The sequence below is a fragment of the Mycobacterium sp. DHQP2018-32-09 genome (assembly GCF_058148405.1).
The window spans coordinates 31,094-52,751 of the sequence record NZ_JBYVYK010000043.1; the positions used below are offsets into that span (position 1 = coordinate 31,094).

Below are 21,658 nucleotides of genomic sequence, written 5' to 3' on the forward strand. Positions count from 1 at the left end.
CACCGGCATCGCGCGGTCAGCCCGCGACGATCGAATCGCCCTGCACCGCAACTGGCTTGGGGGTCAACGGCTTGGTGGCCGGGCCGTCCAGCACGGCGCCCTCGAGGCTGAACCGGCTGCCGTGGCACGGGCAGACGATGGAGCCACCCGCGACCTTCGACACCGAGCACCCGGCGTGGGGGCACACCGGGGAGAACCCCTTGAACACACCGGCGCTGGGCTGGGTGACCACCACCCCGTCGGCTCCGCTGCCGACGACGACCCCCGATCCGACGGGCACGTCGGCCACCTTCGCCAACGGCCCGTCGGTCGGGGCAGGGGCGGCCTCCGGCGCGCTGCCGGAGGTGCTGCAGGCCGTGAGTGCCACGGCCGTGGCGCCCAGTCCGGCGAGGACGGCGCGGCGGGACGCTGCGGGGGTCGACGGTGCGGCGGTGTCGTGGGGGGACGGGCCGTCCGGACGTCGGTGGCTGGAGCTCATCAGGCGATTGTGGCGCATGCGCTACGACGCGATCTGGAAGAACCACAGTGCCGACGTCAGCCACGCGAAGACCAGCCCGAAGAACGTCAGGCCACCGACGACCGGGATGACCCACGGCCGCAGCCCGCGGCGGGTCAGCAGCAGCATCTTGGTGACGAACACGCCGTAGAAGAAGCAGCCGAACAGGGAGTGGAACAGCACCCGCGGATGGGCCGTGGCGAACCCCAACGCGAACAGACAGTGCACCGCGACCGGCACCGACGCCAGCACGGCCAACCGGCCGGACCAGACGTGGGCGGCGGTCAGCCAGCCGGGGGAGCGGCGGGCGGGCAACAGTCCGTACATCGCGAAGGCCGAGACGAATTGGAACACCGCCAGCCCCACGGCCAGCGTGGCCAGCCATGTCTTGACTGCGGCACCGCTGGCGAAGCCCACCAGCGACAGCGCGAAGAATCGCGGTTCGTGCGCGTGGGCGAAGACGCCGAGGCCCACGGCGACGGCCGACCCCGTCAGCACGCACCCCAGCACCGCCAGGGTCGAGGTGGTGGGCGCCTGCGCCGGTCGCGTGACGGGTTCGGTGGCGGTCATCGGCGGGACCCCGACGTCGGGGCGGCGGCGAAGTCCCAGCTGCGTTCGCCGATCCACAGCCGTCCGACGACGTCGTCGCCGCGCAGTCGGCCTTGGATGCGGGTGGTGCCGCCCTGGTCGGCCAGCCGCAGCGTGCCGTCGGAGGCAGTGCCCCGCAGCCAGCTCTCGAGCGCGGCGCCGTCGCAGACGTAGCCGGTGGCCGGCGTCATGGCAGCTTCGGTGTCGGTGGGGGTGCCTGCCACGGTGAGGTCGATCGTGATGCGGCCCGCTGCGGTGTCGACGGCGCCGGCGTAGGCGGGGGCGAACCGGGGCGTGGGAGCCGGCGCGGTCAGCGGGGCCGGGCGCTGCGCGGTGCCGGGTGCGCGGGTGGGCTGCGCCTGGGTGGGCTGAGGCTGGGTGGGCTGAGGCTGGGTGGGCTGCGGCTGGGCGCGCTGCGCCGAGACGACGGTCGCGGCGGGCGTCGGCGGGGTGTTGGCGAGGTTGGCCCACCACAGTCCGGCGCCGACGGCGGCCACCGCGGCCATGGTGAGGACCGGTCGGGGAACGCTGTTCTTGGTCATGCCCCGACGGTGCCCGCACCGCACGCCGCGTGCTTGGAGGTGCGGTGGAGATCGCGTGGAGATCACCCGGTGACAGCCAAGCCACAGCGTTGCGGACACGCGCGGGCGCGCGCGGCGCTGTTACCCTGCGAAGGCCGTGACGCCGGCTCCCGTGTGATCCCGGGCGGCCGACGCGGGCAATGCGAAAGCACGTCCCGCGTGCCCGGGAGCGACAACAGCCAGATACGAAACCAGATACGGAAAGAGTGTCGTGCGCAGCGGTGAGATCAAGGCCCTGACCGGTCTTCGCATCGTCGCCTCGATATGGGTGGTCCTGTTCCACTTCCGGCCGCTCCTCTGGGAGGCCTTTCCGGACTTCTCCTCGGCGCTCAAGCCCGTGCTCGACCGGGGGGCCCAGGGTGTCGACCTGTTCTTCATCCTGAGCGGCTTCGTGCTCACCTGGAACTACCTCGACAAGATGGGCCCGTCGTTCTCCCCGCGCGCGACGCTGCGTTTCCTGTGGCTGCGGCTGGCGCGGGTGTGGCCGGTCTACCTGGTCACCATGCACCTCGCGGTGCTGTGGGTGGTGTTCACGCTCTACGTCGGTCGCTTCCCGCCGGACAACGTCGACCCCTTCAACGCCACCAGCTACCTGCGGCAACTGTTCCTGGTGCAGCTGTGGTTCGAGCCGTACTTCGACGGCACCAGCTGGAACGGCCCTGCCTGGTCCATCAGCGCCGAATGGTTGGCCTACCTGCTCTTCGGCGGCCTGGTGCTGGTGATCTTCCGGATTGCCCGAGCCACCCGAGCCCGCAGCCTGCTGCTGCTGGCCGTCGCGGTGTCGCTGCCGCCGGTGGTGCTGCTGCTGGTGTCCGGCCACTTCTACACGCCGTGGAGCTGGCTGCCCCGCATCGTCATGCAGTTCACCGCGGGGGCGTTGGCATGTGCGGCGGTCCGCAAGCTGCATCCCGGTGCGAGGACGCAGCGGGCGGCCGGCTACGCGTCGATCCTGCTGCTGGCGGCGATCGTTGCGACGCTGTACCACTTCGACGCCCATCCGCTGCCGAAGAACCCCGACGCCGGCGGTGTCGTCGACGTCTTGTTCGTGCCGTTGATCGTCGCGCTGGCGATCGGCGCGGGCAGCCTGCCTCGGCTGCTGTCGGGCCGGGTGATGATCTATCTCGGCCAGGTGTCCTTCGCGGTCTACATGACGCACGAACTCGTCCATCAGGCGTGGATCTGGACGGCCAAGCAGTTCGAGCTGACGCTGACGGGCACGGGCGGGAAGTTCCTGTTCCTCGGTTTGCTGGTGTTGGTGTTCGCGCTGTCGAGCCTGCTGTATCACGTGGTCGAGGAGCCGGCGCGGCGGTGGATGCGGCGCATGGTCGACGTGCGCAGTGTCCCAGCGGGCGAGCGTGAGGCCGCGCACGGCGAATCGTCAGCCGGCGCGGGTAAGCTGCAGAGCCTTGCCGACCGTGAGGAACGGTCGCAGTCCCGCCCGGCACGCGCCGGGTGACGTCGCGTCCGGCCCGCGCCGGCCTTGAGGGGAGGATGCCTGGTGGGCCGTCCTGTTGCGTTGCTGGTTGCCCTGTTGACGGTGTTCGGGTGCGTCTCGCACGCCGCGCCGCGGGTACTGGCCGTCACGCCCGCCGGTGTCAGTTCGGCGCCGAACCACGTTGCCGTGGTGGGCGACTCGTACACCACCGGGAGTGACCAAGGGGGCAACGGTCCGGCCAACTGGACCACGCTGGCCTGGCAGCGGCTGTCGCGGCAGGGGGTGTCGATCGACGCCGACGTCGCTGCGGAGGGTCGGGCGGGTTACGTGGTGCGCGGCTACCAGAACAGCGTCTTCGGTGATCTCGCGCCGCGCGCCATCCAACCCGACGACACGCTGGTGGTCTTCTACGGCTCGCGCAACGACCAGGGCGTCGACCCGTTGGCGCTGGCGTCGATGTCACAGGGCGCGTTCGACTTCGCGCACCGCACCGCCCCTGGGGCCCGGCTGCTCGTCATCGGTCCGCCGTGGCCCACGGCCGACGTGCCCCCCGCGGTGCTGCAGATCCGCGACGTGCTGCGCACCACCGCCGGTTTTGCCGGCGCCACCTTCGTCGACCCGATAGCCGAGGGCTGGTTCGTCGGCCGCCCGGACCTGATCGGCGCCGACGGCGTGCACCCCACCGACGCCGGACACGCCTACATGGCGGACAAGATCGCCCCGCTGATCGGGGCCGAACTGCCGCGCCGCCTCTAGCGGGGCGCGGCGGGGGCTGCCGTCACCCCTGCACGGCCTTGGCGACCGCGACGCACGTCGTCACCCAGGCGGCGTCCGGGTTGAGGCCGCGCAGCTCCCGCTCGGCCGCGTGCGCCATCTGCAGCACCACCCAGTCGCGTGCGCGTTCGTCGGACAGGCCCGCGGCGTCCACCAGTGTGAAGAAGCGTCGCCGCACGCCGTCGCGGATGGCGCCGGCGACCTCGTCCCAGCGGTGCCAGAGCATGGGAGCCACTTCGAAGTGGGGGTCGCCGTTGATCGGGCGCGGCGCGATGGCCAGCCACGGCTCGCGGTCGGCGGCCAGCACGGTGCCGTAGTGCAGGTTGCCGTGGATCAGCGTCGCGCTGGTCGCCGGGTCGGTGGCGAGGTCCCGCCCCACGGCGACGGCCTGTTCCACCAGGCGGTGGGGGATGGCCGCACCGCGCGGCAGGGCCGCGAGGTCGTCGAGCCACGGGCCGATCACGTCGGCGAGCGCCGGCAGTTGCGGCATCGGGGCGCCGTGCAGACGGCCGGACACCTCGGCCACGATCTCGCACGCGGTGACGTCCCACTCGTCGCCGAGGTCACGGGGGTGCAGGCGTTCGAGCAGGACGGCGTGGCGATGCGGATCGGCACTCAACAGCCGGGCCGCCCCGGTGCCGGCCCATCGGCGTAGCGCCAGGTGTGCATGCCGGTGTCCGCCGATCTTCAGCACCGCGGCGCCGCCGTCGCGCGTGCGCACGGGCACCACGGTGGTGTGCGGGTCGCCGAGCACGTCGCCGTCGGGACGGAGATCCCATTCGGCGATCAGGTCGCCGAGGACGCGGATGTCGACCGCCGGGTCCGGTGGTGACGGCTCGCCGCTCACGACGTCTCTCCGGGATAGGTTGGGCAGCGATGAGGACGATGGTCGACTTCGACGCCGCGGTGGCGTTCGCGCTCCCCATGACCGACGGGGCGGTGCGGGTCGGGGCGCTGCTCGAGGGGCCGCAGGGGTGGGGTGAGTTCAGCCCACCCGAGGACGCTCCCGACGACCGGTTGGCGCGCTGGCTGACGATGGCGACGGAGCCCGGCACGGTGGGCTGGCCGGACCCGGTGCGTGGTCGGGTCGCGGTGTCGGTGCCGGTGCCGCTGGTGATCGCCGAGCACGCGCGACGACTGGTCGCCGACTCCGGCTGTGCGGCCGCCGACGTGGTGGTCGACGGCGGTGCGGCGGCGAGTGCCGACGACGACGCGCGGCTGGCGGCGGTGCGCGACGCACTGGGCCCCGACGGGGCCATCCGGGTGCGGCCGGTGCGCCCGTGGGACGTCGAGACCGCCGTGGCGGCGGTGCCGCGGCTGGCGGCGGCCGCAGGTGGGCTGCAGTTCGTGCTCCGGCCGTGCATGACGCTCGCGGAGTCGGCCGCGCTGCGGCGACGCGTCGACCTCGCGGTGGCGATGCCCGCGTGGCTGGCGTCGGCGGATGACCCCGGGTTGCGGGGCGCGGCCGACGTGGCGGTGCTGGCGGTGGGTGCCCTGGGCGGTGTCCGTCGCGCGCTGCGGCACGCCGAACGTCACGACCTGCCGTGCGTGGTGGTGTCCACGGTGGAGAGCAGCATCGGTCTGGCGGCCGGCCTGGCCCTGGCCGGCGCCCTGCCCGATGTCCCGTTCGCCTGCGATCTGGGTACGCGGCTGCTGCTGACCGACGACGTCGTGGCCGACGCGCGGTCGCTGCGTCCGGCCGACGGCTGGCTGCCCGTGGCACCCATGCCGTCGGCGCCGGATGCGGACGCGTTGCGGCGCACCGCGGCCAGCGACGCGCAGGCGGCGCAGGTGCTGCGGCGCCTGCGGATCGCCCGCGACGCGTCCTAGACGCAGTCCGAGCAGATCTGCTGGCGGTCGGTCTCGAGGGCGAGGCGGTTGCGGTGCTGCACCAGGAAGCAGCGCGCGCACGTGAACTCGTCGGCCTGCTTCGGGAGGACGCGCACGGTGAGTTCCTCGCCCGACAGGTCGGCGCCGGGGAGGTCGAAGAGTTCGACCTCTTCGCCGTCGTCGACGTCCAGGACGGCGGTGGCGGCGTCGTTGCGACGACCGGCCAGCGCCTCGAGCGACTCGTCGGCGACGTCGTCGGTGTCGGTCTTGCGGGGGGCGTCGTAGTCAGTGGCCAAGGCGCTTCCTTTCGTGTGCTGTTCCGGCGCCAGGTCAACGTCCGCCGTGGTGCCGATTGTTCCCACCCCGGGCGGCGCGAAAACATCGCTGCGGGCGGCGCGAAGCGATCCGTTTCTCGGGTGAGCCCCAGAGGCGCCGCACCGCTGCCGGACGGCCGTCAGACGGGCCAGGTTTCGCGGCGGTGCGCGGCGTCGAAGAACATCCATTCGTAGCGCGACGTGGTGACGAAGTGGGCCCTCGCGGCGGCTTCCTCGGCGGGCGCGAGCGTCGGTCCGACGCGGTCGGTCAGCGCCAGCACCTCGGCCACCGTGGCGGCGAACTGGTCGCCGGAGTAGGAGTCGATCCACGCCTGGTAGCGCGGGTCGGCGGAGCCGCGTTCGGCGAGCGCGGCCCCGACCCTGGCGTAGATCCAGTAGCAGGGCAGCACCGCCGCGAGTCCCTCGGCGAAGCTGCCGCCGTACGCGGTGGCCAGCAGGTAGCTGGTGTAGGCGCGGGTGGTGGGAGCCGGCGTGCCGCCATCCAGCGCGGCGGGGTCCATGCCGAGTTCGGGGAGCAGGGACTGGTGCAGCGCGAGTTCGACGTCGACCACCTCGGCGGCGTGCCTGGTGAAGGTCGCGGTGTCGGCCAGGGTGGGCGCCTTGGCGCCGACGATGGCCAGCGCCCGGGAGTACACGCGCAGGTAGTGCACGTCCTGGGCGACGTACTGGCAGAAGGCGGCGTCGTCGAGGCTGCCGTCGGTCAGGCCGGTGACGAAGGGGTGCGCCAGGATCGCGTCGAAGATCGGTTCGACGTCGCGCCACAGCGTCGACGACCAGGTGGGCGCGTTCGGGGCGGTCACGGCGTGCATCCTGCCACGCAGCGTCCTCGGCGCGGCGGTCGCGTGCCGGAACCGGCGGTGAAAGCCCTTAGGACCTAACGTGATTGGCGTCACCCGACACGGTCACCGTTCGGTCACGGTCTCACAAAGAATCCCATGGGTATGAGCGCCGGGGGCGACGGCGGTGGCACCATGTGTTGTGGAAGTGACGGATGTGAAACATGTCGCTTCACCCTGCCGGGGATCGAAACCTCGGACTCGGCAGGAGCCGACCAGAAGCGAGAAAGAACGATGAGACGCATCTCCGCCCTCTTGGCCTTCGCCCTCAGCCTCGCCGTGCTGTTCACGGCGCCGGGCCTGGCTCGTGCCGACGCGACGTCTGCCCAGCGTCAGCAGGCCATCGACTTCGTGATCAAGCGCGCGGTGTCACAGCAGGGCGTTCCGTTCACCTACGGCGGCGGTGACGTCAATGGCCCCACCCTGCCCGTCGAGCGGCCTGCGGCGCCGCAGCAACAGGCCGAGCAGTCGTCGACCTCGGGCCTGGCGGCCGCCAACCCCGACCCGCTGTTCCCGGGATTGTTCTCGCCGACCGCGCCCGCCGTCCCCGCGGCGCCTGCGGCCCCGCGGGTCCCCGGGTTCGACGCCTCGGGCCTCATCGTCTATGCCTTCGGGGGTGTCGGCATCAAGATGCCGCGCTCGTCGGGCGAGCAGTATCAGGTGGGGCGCAAGATCGCGCCGTCCCAGGCGCTGCCCGGCGACCTCATCTTCTACGGACCCGACGGCACGCAGAGCGTCGCACTGTTCATCGGCAACGGCCAGATGGTGGAGGTCGGCGACCGTGGCGTGGCGGTGTCGCCCGTGCGGACCGCCGACATGACCCCGTACCTCACGCGCGTCATCGAGTGGTGACCCGCCCTGCCGCACCCTGGCCGATCATGGGTGCGGCAGGCTTGGCAGACTGGACCCATGGCACAGATAACCTTGCGCGGTAACCCCATCAACACCTCCGGTGAGCTGCCGGCCGTCGGTTCGCCGGCACCGGCGTTCACGCTGACCGGAACCGACCTCGGTCAGGTCAGCAGCGAGCAGTTCCGGGGCAAGCCGGTCGTGCTCAACATCTTCCCGTCCGTCGACACCCCGGTGTGCGCGGCGAGCGTGCGGGCCTTCAACGAGAGCGCCGCGGCCAGCGGTGCTGCCGTGCTGTGCGTCTCCAACGATCTGCCGTTCGCCCAGAAGCGGTTCTGCGGTGCCGAGGGCATCGAGAACGTGACGACGGCATCGGCGTTCCGGGACGACTTCGGCAAGGACTACGGCATCACGATCGTCGACGGTCCGATGGCCGGCCTGCTCGGTCGTGCCGTGGTGGTCGTCGGCGCCGACGGCAACGTGGTGTACACCGAGTTGGTGCCGGAGATCGGCCAGGAGCCGAACTACGACGCCGCCCTCGCGGCCGCGGGCTGAGCCCGGCCGCCCGCCCCCTCGCAGACTGCGGGGAGATCACACCCGGAACCCGGAGCGTGGTCTCCCCGCAGTCTGCGTACGCGCCTAGACTGGTGCCATGCGTCGCGAGAGTTCGCCTCCCGCCGGTCTTTTGCGCATCGAAGACTGCGTGGACCGACGCGGCCGCGTCGTCGTTCCCGCCGGGACCACCCTGATCTCCCTGATCGAGCGCAACATCGCGGCGGTCGGTTCCCGGGTGGCCTACCGCTACCTGGACCACACCCGGTCCGACACCCGCTCGGACGGCGGCGTCGCCGTCGAACTCACGTGGGCCGAACTCGGCGTGCGGTTGGCGGCGGTGGGAGCCGAGATCCAGAGGCACGCCTCGCCGGGCGACCGTGTCGCGGTCCTGGCGCCGCAGGGGCTGGACTGGGTGGTGGGGTTCTACGCCGCCATCAAGGCCGGAACCATCGCGGTACCCCTGTTCGCGCCCGAATTGCAGGGCCACGCCGAGCGTCTCGCGACGGCCTTCGCCGACGCCACGCCCAGCCTGGTGCTCACGACGTCCGCCGCGGAGGGGGCGGTCACCGCATTCCTGGATGCGGTGCCCGCAGCGCGCCGCCCGCACGTGCTGCTGATCGACCGCGTGCCCGACGCCGCGGCAGAGACGTTCACGCCGGTCGCGCTGGGCCTCGACGACGTCTCGCACCTGCAGTTCACGTCCGGGGCAACCCGGCCGCCGGTCGGCGTCGAGGTCACCCACCGGGCGGTCGGCACCAACCTCATCCAGATGATCCTGTCGATCAACCTGCTGGACCGGAACTTTCACGGCGTCAGCTGGCTGCCGCTCTACCACGACATGGGGTTGTCGATGATCGGCTTCCCCGCCGTCTACGGCGGCCACTCGACGCTGATGTCGCCGACGGCGTTCGTCCGCCGTCCGCACCGCTGGATCCGTGCGCTGTCCGACGGCTGCCGTGAGGGCAGGGTCGTGACGGAGGCGCCCAACTTCGCCTACGAGTGGACCGCACAGCGCGGGACGCCGGACGCCGACGCCGACGTCGACCTGAGCGGTGCGGTCCTGATCATCGGCTCCGAGCCGGTCAGCATGGCCGCCATCGAGACGTTCACCGCCGCGTTCGAACGATTCGGGTTGGCGCGCACGGCATTCAAGCCGTCGTACGGCATCGCCGAGGCCACGCTGTTCGTCTCGACCATCGCGCCCGACGCGGAACCGAGCGCGCTGCACCTCGACCGCGCCGCGCTCGCCGAGGGTCGTGCCGTGCCCGCCACGCCGTCGGCGGACACCGTGGTTCGGGTGTCGTGCGGCCAGGTCGCCCGCAGTCAGTGGTGCGTGGTGGTCGACCCGGACACCGGAGCCGAGTTGCCCGACGGCCGCGTCGGTGAACTGTGGCTGCACGGCGACAACGTCGGCCGCGGCTACTGGGGCAGGCAGCGCGAGACCGAGTACGCGTTCCACGCGGTGCTGGGCCGCCGGCTGCCCGTCGGCAGCCACGCCGACGGCGTGCCGGCGGAAGCCAGGTGGCTGCGCACCGGTGACCTCGGCTTCCGGCTGGGCGGCGGCCTGTACGTGACCGGCCGCCGCGCCGACGCGCTGGCGGTCGACGGCTGCACGCACTACCCGCACGACGTCGAGGAGACCGTGGCGGCGGCGTCGCCACTGGTGCGGCGCGGCTATGCCACGGTGTTCACCACCGCGGACGACCGGGTGGTCGTGGTCGCCGAGCGGGCAGCGGGCACCAGCCGCGTCGATCCGGATCCCGCGGCCGCGGCAGTCCGTCAGGCCGTGGCGGACCGACACGGCCTGGACGTCGCCGACGTCAGGTTCGTGCCTGCGGGCACCATTCCGCGGACCACGAGCGGCAAGCTGGCCCGCCCCGCCGCGCGGGAGGCCTATCTGGCGGGGGCGTTCGGCGGCTAGCTAGATCTGGCCGTGCCGCGGGGGCCGCGTCCCCGAGAGCGTGTGGCGGCCGATGTGCTGGAGCTTCCAACGGGTGGCGTCGTGCAGGGTGTGGGTCCTGGCGTCGCGCCAGAAGCGGTCGGTGCCCGCATTCGCCGTCGCGCTGCGGGTGCCCCCCAGGTCGAACACCGCGTTGGCGGCCTCCAGGCTGGCGCGGACCGCGGCGACCTTGGCGACGGCGACGGCGATCGACGCGGCCGCTGCGGTGTCGTCGGTGAGATCCGCTCGCGCCCGGTCGATCTCGCGGGCCGCCTCACCCAGGAGTGCCCGTGCCGCGCGCACCGTGACCGTCACGTCGCCGGCGAGGGCGATCAGCGTCGGATCCTCGGCGGCGCTCTCGACGCCGGCCTCGACGTGAGGTCGGGCCGTCGCGGCCAGCGCGACGCCGGCCTCCAGCGCCCCGGTGGCGACGCCGACGTCGATCGCGGTGTGCAGCAGTTGGGCGTGGGCCCCGTAGACCGTCGCGGTGGTGAAGATGGGCGAGAACGGCACCACGTGGTCGGCGGGCACGCGCACGTGGTCCAGGGTGACGGTGCCGGACGCGGTGGTGCGCTGGCCCAGCCCGTCCCAGTCGTCGACGACCTGCACCCCGGCCGCGTCACGGGGTATGAACGCCAGGGCCTTCGGGGTCGACGCGTCGGGCGGCGTCCCGTCGCCGTCGGTCAGGGACGCGCGCACGATCAGCCAGTCGGCGAACAATGACCCGGTGGCGTAGAACTTGCGGCCCGTCAGCACGTAGCCCGACGCCGCGCTGCCGGTGAGGGTCGTCGTGTCGACGTTGATGGCGTGCGGTCCGCGCTCGGTCTGGGCGTTCGCGAACAGGGCCCCGTCGCGTACCGCACCGTAGAAGAACCGTTGCTGCGCGTCGCTGCCCTGCAGGCGAAGTGCCTCCAGGAACGTGTAGTGCGAGTGCGGGATCTGCGCCACCGACGGGTCGGCGTGGGCGATGGTCCGGAACACCTCGGCGACCACGGCGGCGGGTGCGTCCTGGCCGCCGAAGCGTGCGGGCACCGACAGTGTCAGCAGGCCCGTGGACTTGAGTTCGGCCACCTCGGCATGCGGCAAGCGGCGTGCGGCATCGCGTTCGGCCGCATCGCGGGCGAGGTGGTCGGCGAACCGCCGCGCCGTCGCCACCGGGTCCGCGAGCCGAGGGGGTGCGGTCACCGGATCGTGCACGGCCGCTGAGGCGTTCACCTCCCGCTCGTGAAGGGGATGGACGCGGGCGCCGCCGTGGTGACACCGCCCTCGAACAGGCCGCGGTCGCGCAGGATCGGCACGACACCCTCGCCGAACCAGTACAGCTCCTCGAGGTGGGGATAGCCGGAGAAGATGAACTCGTCGATGCCCACCTCGGCGTATTCGGCGATGCGGTCCGCGACGTCGGTGTGGCTGCCGACGAGCGCGGTGCCCGCGCCGCCGCGCACCAGGCCGACGCCGGCCCACAGGTTGGGGGCGATCTCGAGGGACCGAGCGTCGTTCCACGTGCCGTCGGCGCGATGGGCCTCGTGCAGGGCGCGCATGCGACGCTGCCCCTCGGACTGGCTGCGCGCCAGGCCGTCCTGAGCCGACCGCACGGTGTCCTCGTCGAGCGCGGCGATCAACGTGCCGGCCTGGGCCCAGGCCTCGTCGGCGGTGTCGCGGGAGATGGTGTGCAGGCGGATGCCGAAGCGGACGGTGCGGCCCGCGTCGGCGGCCTCCTTGCGGATCCATTCGACCTTGTCCCGTACCGCCTCTGGCGGCTCGCCCCACGTGAGGTAGACGTCGGCGTGCCTGGCGGCGACGGGGCCCGCCGCAGCGGAGCTGCCACCGAAGTACAGCGGTGGAACGGGAGTGGGGGGCTGTGCCAGCGCCGCGCCCTCCACCGTGATGTGTTCGCCACTGGTCGTCACCGTCTCGCCGGCCCACAGTCTGCGGACCACGTCCAGGAATTCGTCGCAGCGGGCGTATCTGGCGTCCTTGTCCAGGTAGTCGCCGAACGACCGCTGTTCGTGTGCCTCACCGCCGACGACGACGTTGAGCAGGATCCGCCCCGGGGCGTGCCTGGCGAACGTCGCCGCCATCTGCGCCGACAGCGTCGGGCTCACCAATCCGGGGCGGAACGCGACCAGGAATGCCAGCGACGTGGTCTCCCTGGCCAACAGGGCGGCGGTGACGAAGGCGTCCTCGCACCAGGCCCCGGTGGGGATCAGTGCGCCGGTGAACCCGAACGTCTCGGCGGCGCGCACGATCGACGCCAGGTAGTCGACGGAGGCGTCGCGATCGCTGTGCGCCACGCCTGCGGGCAGGCCGTGCCCGCCGCCGACGATCAGTCGGCTGTCGCCGTAGGTGGGCAGGAACCAGTGCAGTGTGAGGGACACGTGTCGTTCTCCTATCGGCCCTGAGTCGGATGCGCGGCGATCGACGCGGACGACGAGGGCAGCGTCGAGGGGCGTTCGATGACGGTGGAGCGATCGCCGCCCACGCGGTAGGCGGCGCCGCGATGGTCGGCGGGTAGGCGATCTCCGCGCCCGAACAGCTTGTGGCGCAACGTCCCCGGGGTGTACTCCGCCTGGTAGGCGCCGCGTTCGGTGAGGACGGGCACCACGTGGTCGACGAAGTCGGCGAACGACCCCGGCGTGATGGCGTAGGCGAGGTTGAAGCCGTCGACGTCGGTGTCGGTGACCCATTCCTGCAGCAGGTCGGCGATGCGCGTGCCGGACCCGACGAAGCGGGGTCCGATGCCGCCGATCGTGCCCCACTCTGCGATGTCGGCGACGGCCCATTCGCCGCCGTCGGGATCCGCGGACTGGAAGGCCTTGACGGCGGACAGGATGGCGTTGGAGTCGACGTTGCCGATCGGTTCGTCCAGGCCGTAGCGCGCCAGGTCGACGCCCATCCAGCCCGACATGAACGTCAACGCGCCCTCGGGGTCCCCGTAGGCCAGGTACTCGGCGTGCTTGGCCGCGGCCTCGTCGTCGGTGGCGGCGGTGATCACGGTGGAGAGGTTGAAGATCTTGGCGGCGTAGGGGTCTCGGCCGGCCAGCTCGAGTTCCCTGCGGATGGTGGTGACGGTCTCGCGCAGGATGGCCTTGGTGGGTGCGGCGGTGAAGATCGCCTCGGCGTTCTCCGCGGCGAACCGTACGCCCCGTGGCGACGCGCCTGCCTGGAAGATCACGGGCGAACGTTGTGGCGAGGGCTCGCCGAGGTGGATCCCCGGGACGCTGAAATGCGTTCCCCGGTGGCCGATGTGGTGCACCTTGCTCGGGTCGGTGAACACGCCGCGGTCGCGGTCGCGGACCACGGCGTCGTCTTCCCACGATCCTTCCCACAGCTTGTAGAGCACCTCCAGGTACTCGTCGGCGTGGTCGTAGCGGGCGTCGTGGGCGGGTTGGTCGGTCTGCCCCATGTTGCGGGCCGCGGCAGGCAGGTACCCGGTGACGACGTTCCAACCGACGCGGCCCTTCGTCAGGTGGTCGAGCGTGGTCATCCGGCGTGCGAAGGGATAGGGATGCTCGAAACCGGTTCCCGTGGTGACGCCGAAGCCGAGGTGTTCGGTCACCAGGGCCATGGCGGACACCAGCAGGATGGGGTCGTTGACGGGCACCTGCGCTGCCTGCCGGAGCGCGGCCTCGTCGCTGGCGCCGTAGACGTCGTAGGTGCCCAGCACGTCGGCGATGAACAGCCCGTCGAAGCGGCCGCGTTCCAGCAGTTGGGCCAGCTCGGTCCAGTACTCCAGATCCTTGTAGCGCCACGATTGATCCTGGGGATGGCGCCACAGCCCGGGGGATTGGTGGGCGACGCAGTTCATGTCGAAGGCGTTGAAGCGGATCGTGCGAGTCACCGGCGCCATGTTCGTGCCGGGCGTCGGTTCGGTCACGGCTTTGCCTCAGGCCGATTCGAAAGACGGGTAACGGTGGGCCGCCCACGGCCGTGCCGGTCACGTGGGGCATGCTTCATCCAGACCGATTCGGGGCATCCACGTGTGCGCAGGTCACGTCGACGGAAGGATTGCCGGTGAGTGACACTCCCGCTCACCGCCCCCCACCGACGCCGCCCGACGCGAGCGTGTTCGACGCCGACCCCGATCTTCGCGACGATCTGATGGCCGTCGACTGGGCGGCCACGCCGCTCGGTGACCCCGCAGACTGGCCGCAGAGCCTGCGCACCGCGGTGCGCATCCTGCTCTCGTCGCGGTTCTCGATGTGGATGGGGTGGGGCCCGGAGCTGACGTTCTTCTGCAACGCCGCCTACCGGCACGACACCCTGGCGGGCAAGTATCCGTGGGCACTCGGCCGCCCGGTGAGCCAGGTGTGGGAGGAGATCTGGCCGGAGGTCGCGTCGCGCGTCGACGGCGTGCTCACCACCGGCATCGCTACCTGGGACTCCGCACTGCTGCTGTTCGTGCAGCGCTCCGGATACACCGAGGAGAGCTACCACACCTTCTCCTACAGTCCGTTGCATGACGACTCCGGCGACATCGTCGGCGTGCTGTGCGTGGTCAGCGAGGACACCCAGCAGGTGATCAGCGAGCGCCGGCTGGCGACCCTGCGCGATCTCGGGTCCGACCCCAGCGTGCTGCCGTCGGAGGAGCGCATGCTGGCGGCGACGGCCGCACAACTCGGCCGCAATCTGCGGGACCTCCCGTTCACCCTGGTCTACCTGTGCGACGACACCGGCGCGCTGCGCCTGGCCGCGGCCAGCGGCATGCCTGCCGGCCACGTCGCGGCCCCGTCCGAGGTGGATCCCGCGCCGACCGCCGACGGCTCGCCGTGGCCGGTCGCCGACGTCATGGCGGGCGGTGCCGTGGTGGTCGACGTGACCGCAGACGTCTTCGGCGACCTGCCGACCGGCGCGTGGTCGGAGCCGCCGGTGCAGGCGCTGCTGCTGCCGCTGCTGCTGCAGGGCGAGGCGTGCGGGTTCCTGGTGGCCGCGCTCAACCGGTACCGCCCCTTCGACGAGGGCTACCGCGCCTTCGTCGACCTGGTGGCCGGGCACCTGGCCGCGGAGATCGCGAGCGCGCGCAGCTATCGGGCCGAGCAGCGCCGTGCCGAGGAACTCGCCGAACTGGACCGGGCCAAGACGACGTTCTTCTCCAACGTCAGCCACGAATTCCGGACGCCGCTGACGTTGATGCTCGGCCCGTTGAACGACCTGCGCTCCCGTGCCGACGGCGTGGACGACGCCGCGCGCGCCGAGTTGGAGGTGATCAATCGCAACGGGCTGCGGCTGGCCAAGCTGGTCAACACGCTGCTCGACTTCTCGCGCATCGAGGCCGGACGGATGCGTGCGTCCTTCGTACCGGTCGACCTCGCGGTCGTGACGGCCGATCTGGCCAGCGTGTTCCGCTCCGCGGTGGACCGGGCCGGCCTCGATCTGGTGGTGGACTGCCCGCCGCTGGATCGACCCGTCTTCGTCGACCGGGACATGTGGGAGAAGGTGGTGCTCAACCTCCTGTCGAACGCGCTGAAGTTCACGTTCGACGGATCGGTGGCGGTGCGGGTCCGTGCCGACGGGGAGCACGCCGAGGTGACGGTCGCCGACACCGGCATCGGCGTCCCGGCGGCCGAGATGCCACGGCTGTTCGAGCGGTTCCATCGCATCGACAACGCGCGCGCCCGCTCTCACGAGGGCAGCGGCATCGGGTTGGCGCTCGTCAAGGAACTGGTGGCACTGCACGGCGGCACCATCAGCGCCCACAGCGTCGAGGACCAGGGCACGACGTTCGCCATCCGGCTGCCGTTCGGGTCGGCCCACCTGTCGCCGGACTCCGTCGTCGCCGCCCCGGTGAGCCGGTCGGCGTCGACGGCGGCCGATCCGTTCGTCCAGGAAGCCCTGCGCTGGTTGCCGGGCTCGCCGGATCTGGGCCCGGCGGCCGGCCGTTCGGAGCTGGATCTCAATCCGGCGGTCGCGCGGGCGCCGGCGTCGGCCCGTTCGGTGCGCGTGCTGGTGGCCGACGACAACGCGGACATGCGCGACTACCTGACCCGGCTGCTGGTCACCGCGGGCTACGTCGTCGAGGGGGTCACCGACGGCCGCGCGGCGCTCGACCGGGCCCGTGCGACGGTGCCCGACCTGATCGTCAGCGACGTGATGATGCCGCGGTTGGACGGTCTGGCGCTGGTGGCGGCGTTGCGCGCCGATTCGCGCACCGCGGCGGTGCCGGTTCTGCTGCTGTCGGCGCGCGCGGGCCAGGAGGCCTCGATCGAGGGGCTGGAGGCGGGCGCCGACGACTACCTGGTGAAGCCGTTCGCGGCGGCCGAACTGCTGGCGCGGGTCCGGGCCAACGTGGAGTTGGCGCGCATGCGCGGTCATCACGCGCGGTGGCGCACCGCGCTCATCGAGTCGCTGCAGGAGGCGTTCTTCGTCTGCGACGACGAGGGCGCGGTGATCGAGATCAACTCCGCGTTCACCGACGTGCTGGGATTCGGGCCCGAGGGGTTGCCGTACCCGCCGGTGCATCCGTGGTGGCCCGACCGGGACCGCGACCCCGAGGCGCACCAGCGCGTGGCCGAGGCGTTCGGCGACCTGGTGCGCGAGCAGCGGGGCACCTACACCGTTCCGGTGATCCACCGCGACGGACACCGGCTGTGGGTGACGGCCAGCTTCAACCATGCCGCCGACCCGGACACCGGCCGGCAGATCACGGTGGGCACGCTGCGCGACACCACTGCCGAGCACTACACGGCGCAACGGCAGAGCACGCTGGCCGAACTGAATCGCGTACTGGCCCAAGCGGATACGGTCGACGAAGCGTTGCGCTACGCGATCGCCGAGCTGCGCAGGCCGTGGAATGCCGAGCGCGTGGTGGCGGTGACGTTCACCCCGGGTTCGGAATCGACGCCCGACGACGTGGTCTCGACCGGTGATGAGATCGGCTGGGAGCAGCTGCCCGAGGCGACACGGCAGGCCATCACGGCGCTGAGCCACCGTGAGTTGCTGAGCGTGGACGGCGTGCCGGGAGGCACGGGGATCGTCATGCAGCACCCCCGTGGGGTGCTGGTCATCTGGTTGGACGTGCCGGAGACGCGGATCACCGCCGAGGACCACATGCTGCTGACGGTGCTTGCGGGACGGCTCGGGCAGGGGCTGCTGCGGGTGCAGCAGCTCGATCAGCAGCGGGAGACCGCGCTGGCGCTGCAGCATTCGATCCTGGGCCCGGCTCAGCTGCCGGACGGCTTCGCGGTGCGCTACCAGCCTGCCACCCAACCGCTACAGGTCGGTGGCGACTGGTACGACGTCGTCGATCTCGATGACGGTCGGATCGCGCTGATCGTCGGCGACTGCGTGGGACACGGCTTGGCGGCGGCCACCGTGATGGGGCAGTTGCGCAGCGCGTGCCGGGCATTGCTGCTCGAGAACCCCAGCCCGCGCGCGGCGCTCATGGCGCTCGACCGGTTCGCGGTGCGCCTCAGCGGGGCGTCCTGCACCACGGCCTTCTGCGCGGTGTTGGACGGCAAGTCCGGCGAATTGGTGTATTCGAGCGCGGGCCATCCGCCGCCGATCCTGGTCGCCGCCGATCGCAGCGTGCGCTTCCTCGAAGGCGGCCGCGCCATCCCCCTGGGCATCCGCACGGATCGGGAGCGGCCCGAGGAGCGGATGACGATTCCGCCACGCGGGACCCTGCTGCTCTATACCGACGGCCTGGTGGAGCGTCGCGGCGATTCGCTCGACGAGGGGTTCGATCGCGCCGCCGACGCGGTGATCGCGGGCGTCACGTGCACGCTGGAGGAATTGGCCAGCAGCGTCATGTCCACGCTGGAGCCGCGCCAGGGCTATCAGGACGACGTGGCGCTGCTGCTGTATCGACAGCCGGCGCCGCTGTGCCTGACCTTCCCCGCCTATGCCAGCGAGTTGGCAGGTACGCGACGGGCGTTGCGGGAGTGGCTCCTTGCCGCGGATCTCACCGACGAGCAGACACAGGGACTGTTGGTCGCCGCCGGCGAGGCGATCGCCAACGCCATCGAACACGGCCACCGCGACGATCCGGGTGGCGTGATCAGCATGGAGGTGTTCGCCCTGATGGACGAGGTCCGCCTACGCATCACCGATTCCGGTACCTGGAAACCCGAGCGCACGGTCCCCGACTTCACCCGCGGTCGCGGCATTGCGCTGATGGAGGGGCTCACCGACTTCTTCGACATCCAGCACGAGCCGACGGGAACGACCGTGCAACTGCACGCGAGGATCGAGACATGACCACGGCGCTGACCGTCACGACGCGCACGCTCGACGACGGCTCGCCCGTCGTGGCGGCCGAGGGCGAGATCGACCTGAGCAACGTCACGTCGTTCGCCCGGGCGCTCGACTCCGCGATCGAGGGCGCCCGCACGCGGGTGCGCGTCGACCTGAGTGCCATCGACTACCTGGACAGCGGCGCCATCAACGTGTTGTTCGGGCACTGTGATCACATCCAGGTGGTGGCGAACCCGGTGTTGATGCCGGTGCTCACCGTCAGCGGCCTGCCCGAGCTGGTGGACGTACGCCCGTCCGGGTGAGTGCCTATCCTGGTGGCGATGGACGATCCACGATTGCGGGTGGGTGACGCCGACAGGGAACGCGTGGTCGATCAGCTGCAGCGGGCGGTCGGCGCGGGCATGATCACGCTCGACGAGTTCGAGGTCCGGATGGATGCCGCGCTGCGGGCGCGTACCCGCGGTGAGTTGGCCCCGATCACCGGCGACTTGCCGTCGGATCCGCACGCGACGTCGGTGACGTCCGCGGACCCGACCGTGCTGCCGCTCACGGTGACCATGTCGTCGGTGACGCGCAAGGGTCCCTGGCACGTGCCCGGCGCGGTCACGGTGAGGTCCCGTTTCTCGAGCGTCACGCTCGACCTCACCGAGGCCGACGTGCGTTCGCGCGTCGTGTCCTTCGAGATCGACGACGTGTGCAGCAGCATCACGGTGGTGCTGCCGGACGACGCCACCGCCGATCTGACGGCGCTGCGGTGTCTGGGGAGCAGCGCCGACTCATCGGTGGGCGCGGCACCTTCGGGGCGCGTGCACGTCGTCGTCAGCGGGCGCCTGCGGTTCGGCTCGCTGAGCGTGCGGCATTCCTACGGTGCGTGGTTGCGAAGACGCCTCCGCTGACGTCGGCCGATCGGTACCGGTGCCGGGTGCTCCTTGGGTACGGTCGCGACGTGTCCGCTGCGTTCAATCGACAGGTGGTGTTGCGCCGCAGGCCCACCGGCCTGGTGTCCGCCGACGACGTCGAGATCGTCGACGCCGCCGTGCCCGAACCCGCCGAGGGCGAGGCGCTGCTGCGCACCACCTACGTGGGCATCGACGCCGCGGTGCGCACGTGGCTCGACGATTCTCCCGGCTACCTGCCGCCGGTGGCGCTGGGTGAGGTGATCCGTGCGGCGGGCATCGGCGAGGTGGTGGCCACCCGCTGCCCCGCGTACGCGGTGGGCGACGTCGTGACGACGCTGTGCGGGTTCCAGCAATACGCGCTCATCCGTGACGACCTGTTCTCGACGCCGATGCCGGGGCTCACCGACCAGCTCGCCATCATGTCGGTCTACGGCCCCACCGGGGCTACCGCCTATTTCGGCATGATGGACATCGGCAGACCGGAGGCGGGACAGACCGTGGTGGTGTCCGCGGCCGCGGGCGCGACGGGCTCGGTGGCCGGTCAGATCGCGAAGATCCACGGCGCGCGGGTGATCGGCATCGCGGGGGGTCCGCAGAAGTGCCGGGCGGTGGTCGAATCGTTCGGGTTCGACGCGTGCATCGACTACCGTTCCGACGACGTGCCCGCCGAGCTGCGACGGCTCTGCCCGCGGGGTGTGGACGTGTACTTCGACAACGTGGGCGGCTGGATCCTCGACGCCGTGCTCGGGCGACTGGCCCAGCACGCGAGAGTGGTTCTCTGCGGGGTCATTTCGAGCTATCTCACCGGTGAGCACCCCGGCCCGGCCAACTACGTCAACCTGCTGGCCCGGTCGGCGAGCATGCAGGGGTTCAACGCGTTGGAACAGTGGGGTCGCTTCGACGAGGCGTTCGCGGCGTTGCACGGGTGGGAACGGGAGGGACTGCTCACGCATCGCCAGACCGTGTACCAGGGAGTCGAGTCGTGCGTGGACGCGCTCAACGGACTGTTCACGGGGGTGAACGTGGGCAAGATGCTGGTCCGGGTGAGCGAACCGACGGTCGCGACGGATTGACCGAGGAGGCCGTCATGGTCGGTTCCCTGCCCGACGATCCATCGATTCACCAGCTGCACCGGGAGGCCCGGGGGCTTCAGCGCGCGGTGGTCGCGGGGGACGTGGCGGCCATCGACGTCGTGCGGCGGCATCACCCGACGTCCGCTGCGGCACTGGGGGATCGCTTCGCCTTGCACGACGCGCAGCTGACCGTGGCCCGGCGTCACGGGTTCCGCGACTGGCCCGCGCTCGTCGGCTACCTCGACGTGGTGGCCGCCCTCGGGGCCGACCCCGGCCGCGTCGACGAGGAGGCGCTGGACCCGGCCGACCGGTTTTGCGCGTTGGCGTCGCTGCGCTACGACGCCGAGGACGCCCCGCCGCGATGGCGGGCCGCCGAGGAACTCGCGGCCGCCGATCCCACCGTGGTGCGCCGACACGTGTGGGCGGCCGCGACGGCGGCCGATCCCGAGGCGCTCGGTGTCCATCTGCGCGGCGATCGGACCGCCGCCACCGCAGCGGGCGGACCCTTCGGCTGGCAGCCGCTGGCGTACCTGGCGTACTCCCGGGTTCGCTTGCAGCGCAGCGGCGCCGACGTGCTGGCAGCGGCGCGGCTCCTTCTCGAGGCCGGCGCAGACCCGAACTCCGGATACCTGTGGCGTGGGATGGCGCCGCCGTTCACGGTGCTGACGGGCGTCTTCGGGGAGGGGGAGCAGGGCCCGGGCCGCCAGCCCCGGCACCCGTACGCGCAGGATCTCGCGACCATGCTGCTGCAGTACGGTGCGCACCCGGTGGACCACCAGAGCCTGTACAACCGGATGTTCCGGGCCGACGACACGCATCTCGAACTGCTGTTCGCGTTCGGTCTGGCCACCGCGGGCCTCAGCCCGTGGGAGCGGCGGCTCGGCGACGCGATGGAGACCCGCGCGCAGATGTGGCGACGGCAGATCGACTGGGCCGCCGCCCACGGCTTCGCGACGCGGCTGTCGCTGCTGAGGCGGCACGGCATCGACGTCGGGGACGCGGTCGCCGTGGAGGTGACGGTCCCCGAGGACCCGAATGCCCGCGACGCCGACGGGGCCACCGCGCTGCACCACGCGGCGTTCGACGGTGACCTCGAGCGCATCCGCGCCCTGTTGGCCGCCGGGGCGGACCCCGCGCTCACCGATGCCCGGCACGGCACCACGGCGCGGGGTTGGGCGGAGTACGCCTATCAGCACGGGGCGGCGGAGCTGTTGCGCGAGGCCGAATCTGGGCCGGCCACCTAGCTGCCGTTGCGGCGTCGTAGCGTCGGGGGGG

General features: G+C 71.7%; 20 protein-coding genes. 11 read left to right on the forward strand and 9 right to left on the reverse strand.

Annotated elements, in window-relative coordinates; all coding sequences use genetic code 11:
• Nucleotides 1-16 precede the first annotated feature (16 nt).
• From AC30CM_RS19910 to AC30CM_RS19920, 3 genes are read right to left on the reverse strand one after another with little or no spacing between them, the layout of a single operon-like run.
• A complete protein-coding gene (locus tag AC30CM_RS19910; RefSeq protein WP_490118633.1) occupies nucleotides 17-478 on the reverse strand; it encodes a Rieske (2Fe-2S) protein in 462 nt (153 codons plus the stop codon).
• Nucleotides 479-499: 21 nt separating this feature from the next.
• Nucleotides 500-1,066: a DUF6529 family protein gene (locus tag AC30CM_RS19915; RefSeq protein ID WP_490118634.1), complete on the reverse strand. Its 567-nt coding sequence runs from the start codon at nucleotides 1,064-1,066 to the stop codon at nucleotides 500-502.
• Nucleotides 1,063-1,626, reverse strand: coding sequence for a hypothetical protein (locus AC30CM_RS19920; RefSeq protein WP_490118635.1), 564 nt, complete (start codon nucleotides 1,624-1,626; stop codon nucleotides 1,063-1,065). Before AC30CM_RS19920 ends, AC30CM_RS19915 begins: the two co-directional genes overlap by 4 nt.
• 250 nt (nucleotides 1,627-1,876) lie before the next feature.
• Here AC30CM_RS19920 and AC30CM_RS19925 point away from each other — a divergent pair, with 250 nt between their 5' ends.
• Nucleotides 1,877-3,121, forward strand: a complete 1,245-nt coding sequence (locus AC30CM_RS19925) for an acyltransferase family protein (protein WP_490118636.1) — start codon at nucleotides 1,877-1,879, stop codon at nucleotides 3,119-3,121.
• 42 nt (nucleotides 3,122-3,163) lie between these two features.
• Complete coding sequence (locus AC30CM_RS19930; protein WP_490118637.1) at nucleotides 3,164-3,856, forward strand: Rv0518 family GDSL lipase; 693 nt, start codon at nucleotides 3,164-3,166, stop codon at nucleotides 3,854-3,856.
• A 22-nt stretch (nucleotides 3,857-3,878) separates the two neighbouring features.
• Here the strand turns inward: AC30CM_RS19930 and AC30CM_RS19935 are convergent, their stop codons facing one another.
• Nucleotides 3,879-4,721 carry an aminoglycoside phosphotransferase family protein gene (locus AC30CM_RS19935; protein WP_490118638.1) on the reverse strand — a complete coding sequence of 281 codons (843 nt, stop codon included), beginning with the start codon at nucleotides 4,719-4,721 and terminating at the stop codon, nucleotides 3,879-3,881.
• Between the two features lie 29 nt (nucleotides 4,722-4,750).
• Here AC30CM_RS19935 and AC30CM_RS19940 point away from each other — a divergent pair, with 29 nt between their 5' ends.
• Entirely contained in the window at nucleotides 4,751-5,704 is a 954-nt protein-coding gene (locus AC30CM_RS19940; RefSeq protein ID WP_490118639.1) for an enolase C-terminal domain-like protein, read from the forward strand.
• Here AC30CM_RS19940 and AC30CM_RS19945 read toward each other — a convergent pair.
• Nucleotides 5,701-6,000: a DUF4193 domain-containing protein gene (locus AC30CM_RS19945; protein ID WP_490118640.1), complete on the reverse strand. Its 300-nt coding sequence runs from the start codon at nucleotides 5,998-6,000 to the stop codon at nucleotides 5,701-5,703. The two genes, AC30CM_RS19940 and AC30CM_RS19945, sit on opposite strands and share 4 nt — an antisense overlap.
• Before the next feature lie 158 nt (nucleotides 6,001-6,158).
• Nucleotides 6,159-6,848 (reverse strand): thiaminase II, encoded by a 690-nt coding sequence (gene tenA / locus AC30CM_RS19950; protein ID WP_490118641.1) that lies wholly within the window; start codon nucleotides 6,846-6,848, stop codon nucleotides 6,159-6,161.
• A 261-nt stretch (nucleotides 6,849-7,109) separates the two neighbouring features.
• Here tenA and ripD point away from each other — a divergent pair, with 261 nt between their 5' ends.
• The 3 genes from ripD (at nucleotide 7,110) to AC30CM_RS19965 (ending at nucleotide 10,200) form a co-directional block, all read left to right on the forward strand.
• Nucleotides 7,110-7,727: an NlpC/P60 family peptidoglycan-binding protein RipD gene (gene ripD / locus AC30CM_RS19955; RefSeq protein ID WP_490118642.1), complete on the forward strand. Its 618-nt coding sequence runs from the start codon at nucleotides 7,110-7,112 to the stop codon at nucleotides 7,725-7,727.
• 57 nt (nucleotides 7,728-7,784) lie between these two features.
• Nucleotides 7,785-8,279 carry a thiol peroxidase gene (gene tpx / locus AC30CM_RS19960; protein ID WP_490118643.1) on the forward strand — a complete coding sequence of 165 codons (495 nt, stop codon included), beginning with the start codon at nucleotides 7,785-7,787 and terminating at the stop codon, nucleotides 8,277-8,279.
• A 97-nt stretch (nucleotides 8,280-8,376) separates the two neighbouring features.
• Nucleotides 8,377-10,200, forward strand: a complete 1,824-nt coding sequence (locus AC30CM_RS19965) for a fatty acyl-AMP ligase (protein ID WP_490118644.1) — start codon at nucleotides 8,377-8,379, stop codon at nucleotides 10,198-10,200.
• Here AC30CM_RS19965 and AC30CM_RS19970 read toward each other — a convergent pair whose 3' ends face one another.
• The 3 genes from AC30CM_RS19970 to AC30CM_RS19980 are packed head-to-tail and all read right to left on the reverse strand — an operon-like array spanning nucleotide 10,201 to nucleotide 14,059.
• On the reverse strand, nucleotides 10,201-11,373 hold the full coding sequence (locus tag AC30CM_RS19970; protein ID WP_490118652.1) for an SfnB family sulfur acquisition oxidoreductase: 1,173 nt from the start codon (nucleotides 11,371-11,373) through the stop codon (nucleotides 10,201-10,203).
• A 56-nt stretch (nucleotides 11,374-11,429) separates the two neighbouring features.
• The gene (locus tag AC30CM_RS19975) at nucleotides 11,430-12,596 is read right to left on the reverse strand and encodes an LLM class flavin-dependent oxidoreductase (protein WP_490118645.1); all 1,167 of its coding nucleotides are present in this window, start codon (nucleotides 12,594-12,596) and stop codon (nucleotides 11,430-11,432) included.
• An 11-nt stretch (nucleotides 12,597-12,607) separates the two neighbouring features.
• The gene (locus AC30CM_RS19980; protein WP_490118653.1) at nucleotides 12,608-14,059 is read right to left on the reverse strand and encodes an LLM class flavin-dependent oxidoreductase; all 1,452 of its coding nucleotides are present in this window, start codon (nucleotides 14,057-14,059) and stop codon (nucleotides 12,608-12,610) included.
• Between the two features lie 260 nt (nucleotides 14,060-14,319).
• On the opposite strand from AC30CM_RS19980, the gene AC30CM_RS19985 reads away from it, so the two are divergent.
• From AC30CM_RS19985 to AC30CM_RS20005, 5 genes are read left to right on the forward strand one after another with little or no spacing between them, the layout of a single operon-like run.
• Complete coding sequence (locus AC30CM_RS19985; RefSeq protein WP_490118654.1) at nucleotides 14,320-18,414, forward strand: SpoIIE family protein phosphatase; 4,095 nt, start codon at nucleotides 14,320-14,322, stop codon at nucleotides 18,412-18,414.
• The gene (locus tag AC30CM_RS19990; RefSeq protein WP_490118646.1) at nucleotides 18,411-18,713 is read left to right on the forward strand and encodes an STAS domain-containing protein; all 303 of its coding nucleotides are present in this window, start codon (nucleotides 18,411-18,413) and stop codon (nucleotides 18,711-18,713) included. Before AC30CM_RS19985 ends, AC30CM_RS19990 begins: the two co-directional genes overlap by 4 nt.
• An 18-nt stretch (nucleotides 18,714-18,731) precedes the next feature.
• A complete protein-coding gene (locus AC30CM_RS19995; RefSeq protein WP_490118647.1) occupies nucleotides 18,732-19,307 on the forward strand; it encodes a DUF1707 SHOCT-like domain-containing protein in 576 nt (191 codons plus the stop codon).
• A gap of 50 nt (nucleotides 19,308-19,357) precedes the next feature.
• The gene (locus AC30CM_RS20000) at nucleotides 19,358-20,383 is read left to right on the forward strand and encodes an NADP-dependent oxidoreductase (RefSeq protein ID WP_490118648.1); all 1,026 of its coding nucleotides are present in this window, start codon (nucleotides 19,358-19,360) and stop codon (nucleotides 20,381-20,383) included.
• A 14-nt stretch (nucleotides 20,384-20,397) separates the two neighbouring features.
• Nucleotides 20,398-21,627, forward strand: a complete 1,230-nt coding sequence (locus AC30CM_RS20005; RefSeq protein ID WP_490118649.1) for an ankyrin repeat domain-containing protein — start codon at nucleotides 20,398-20,400, stop codon at nucleotides 21,625-21,627.
• Nucleotides 21,628-21,658: the final 31 nt, after the last annotated feature.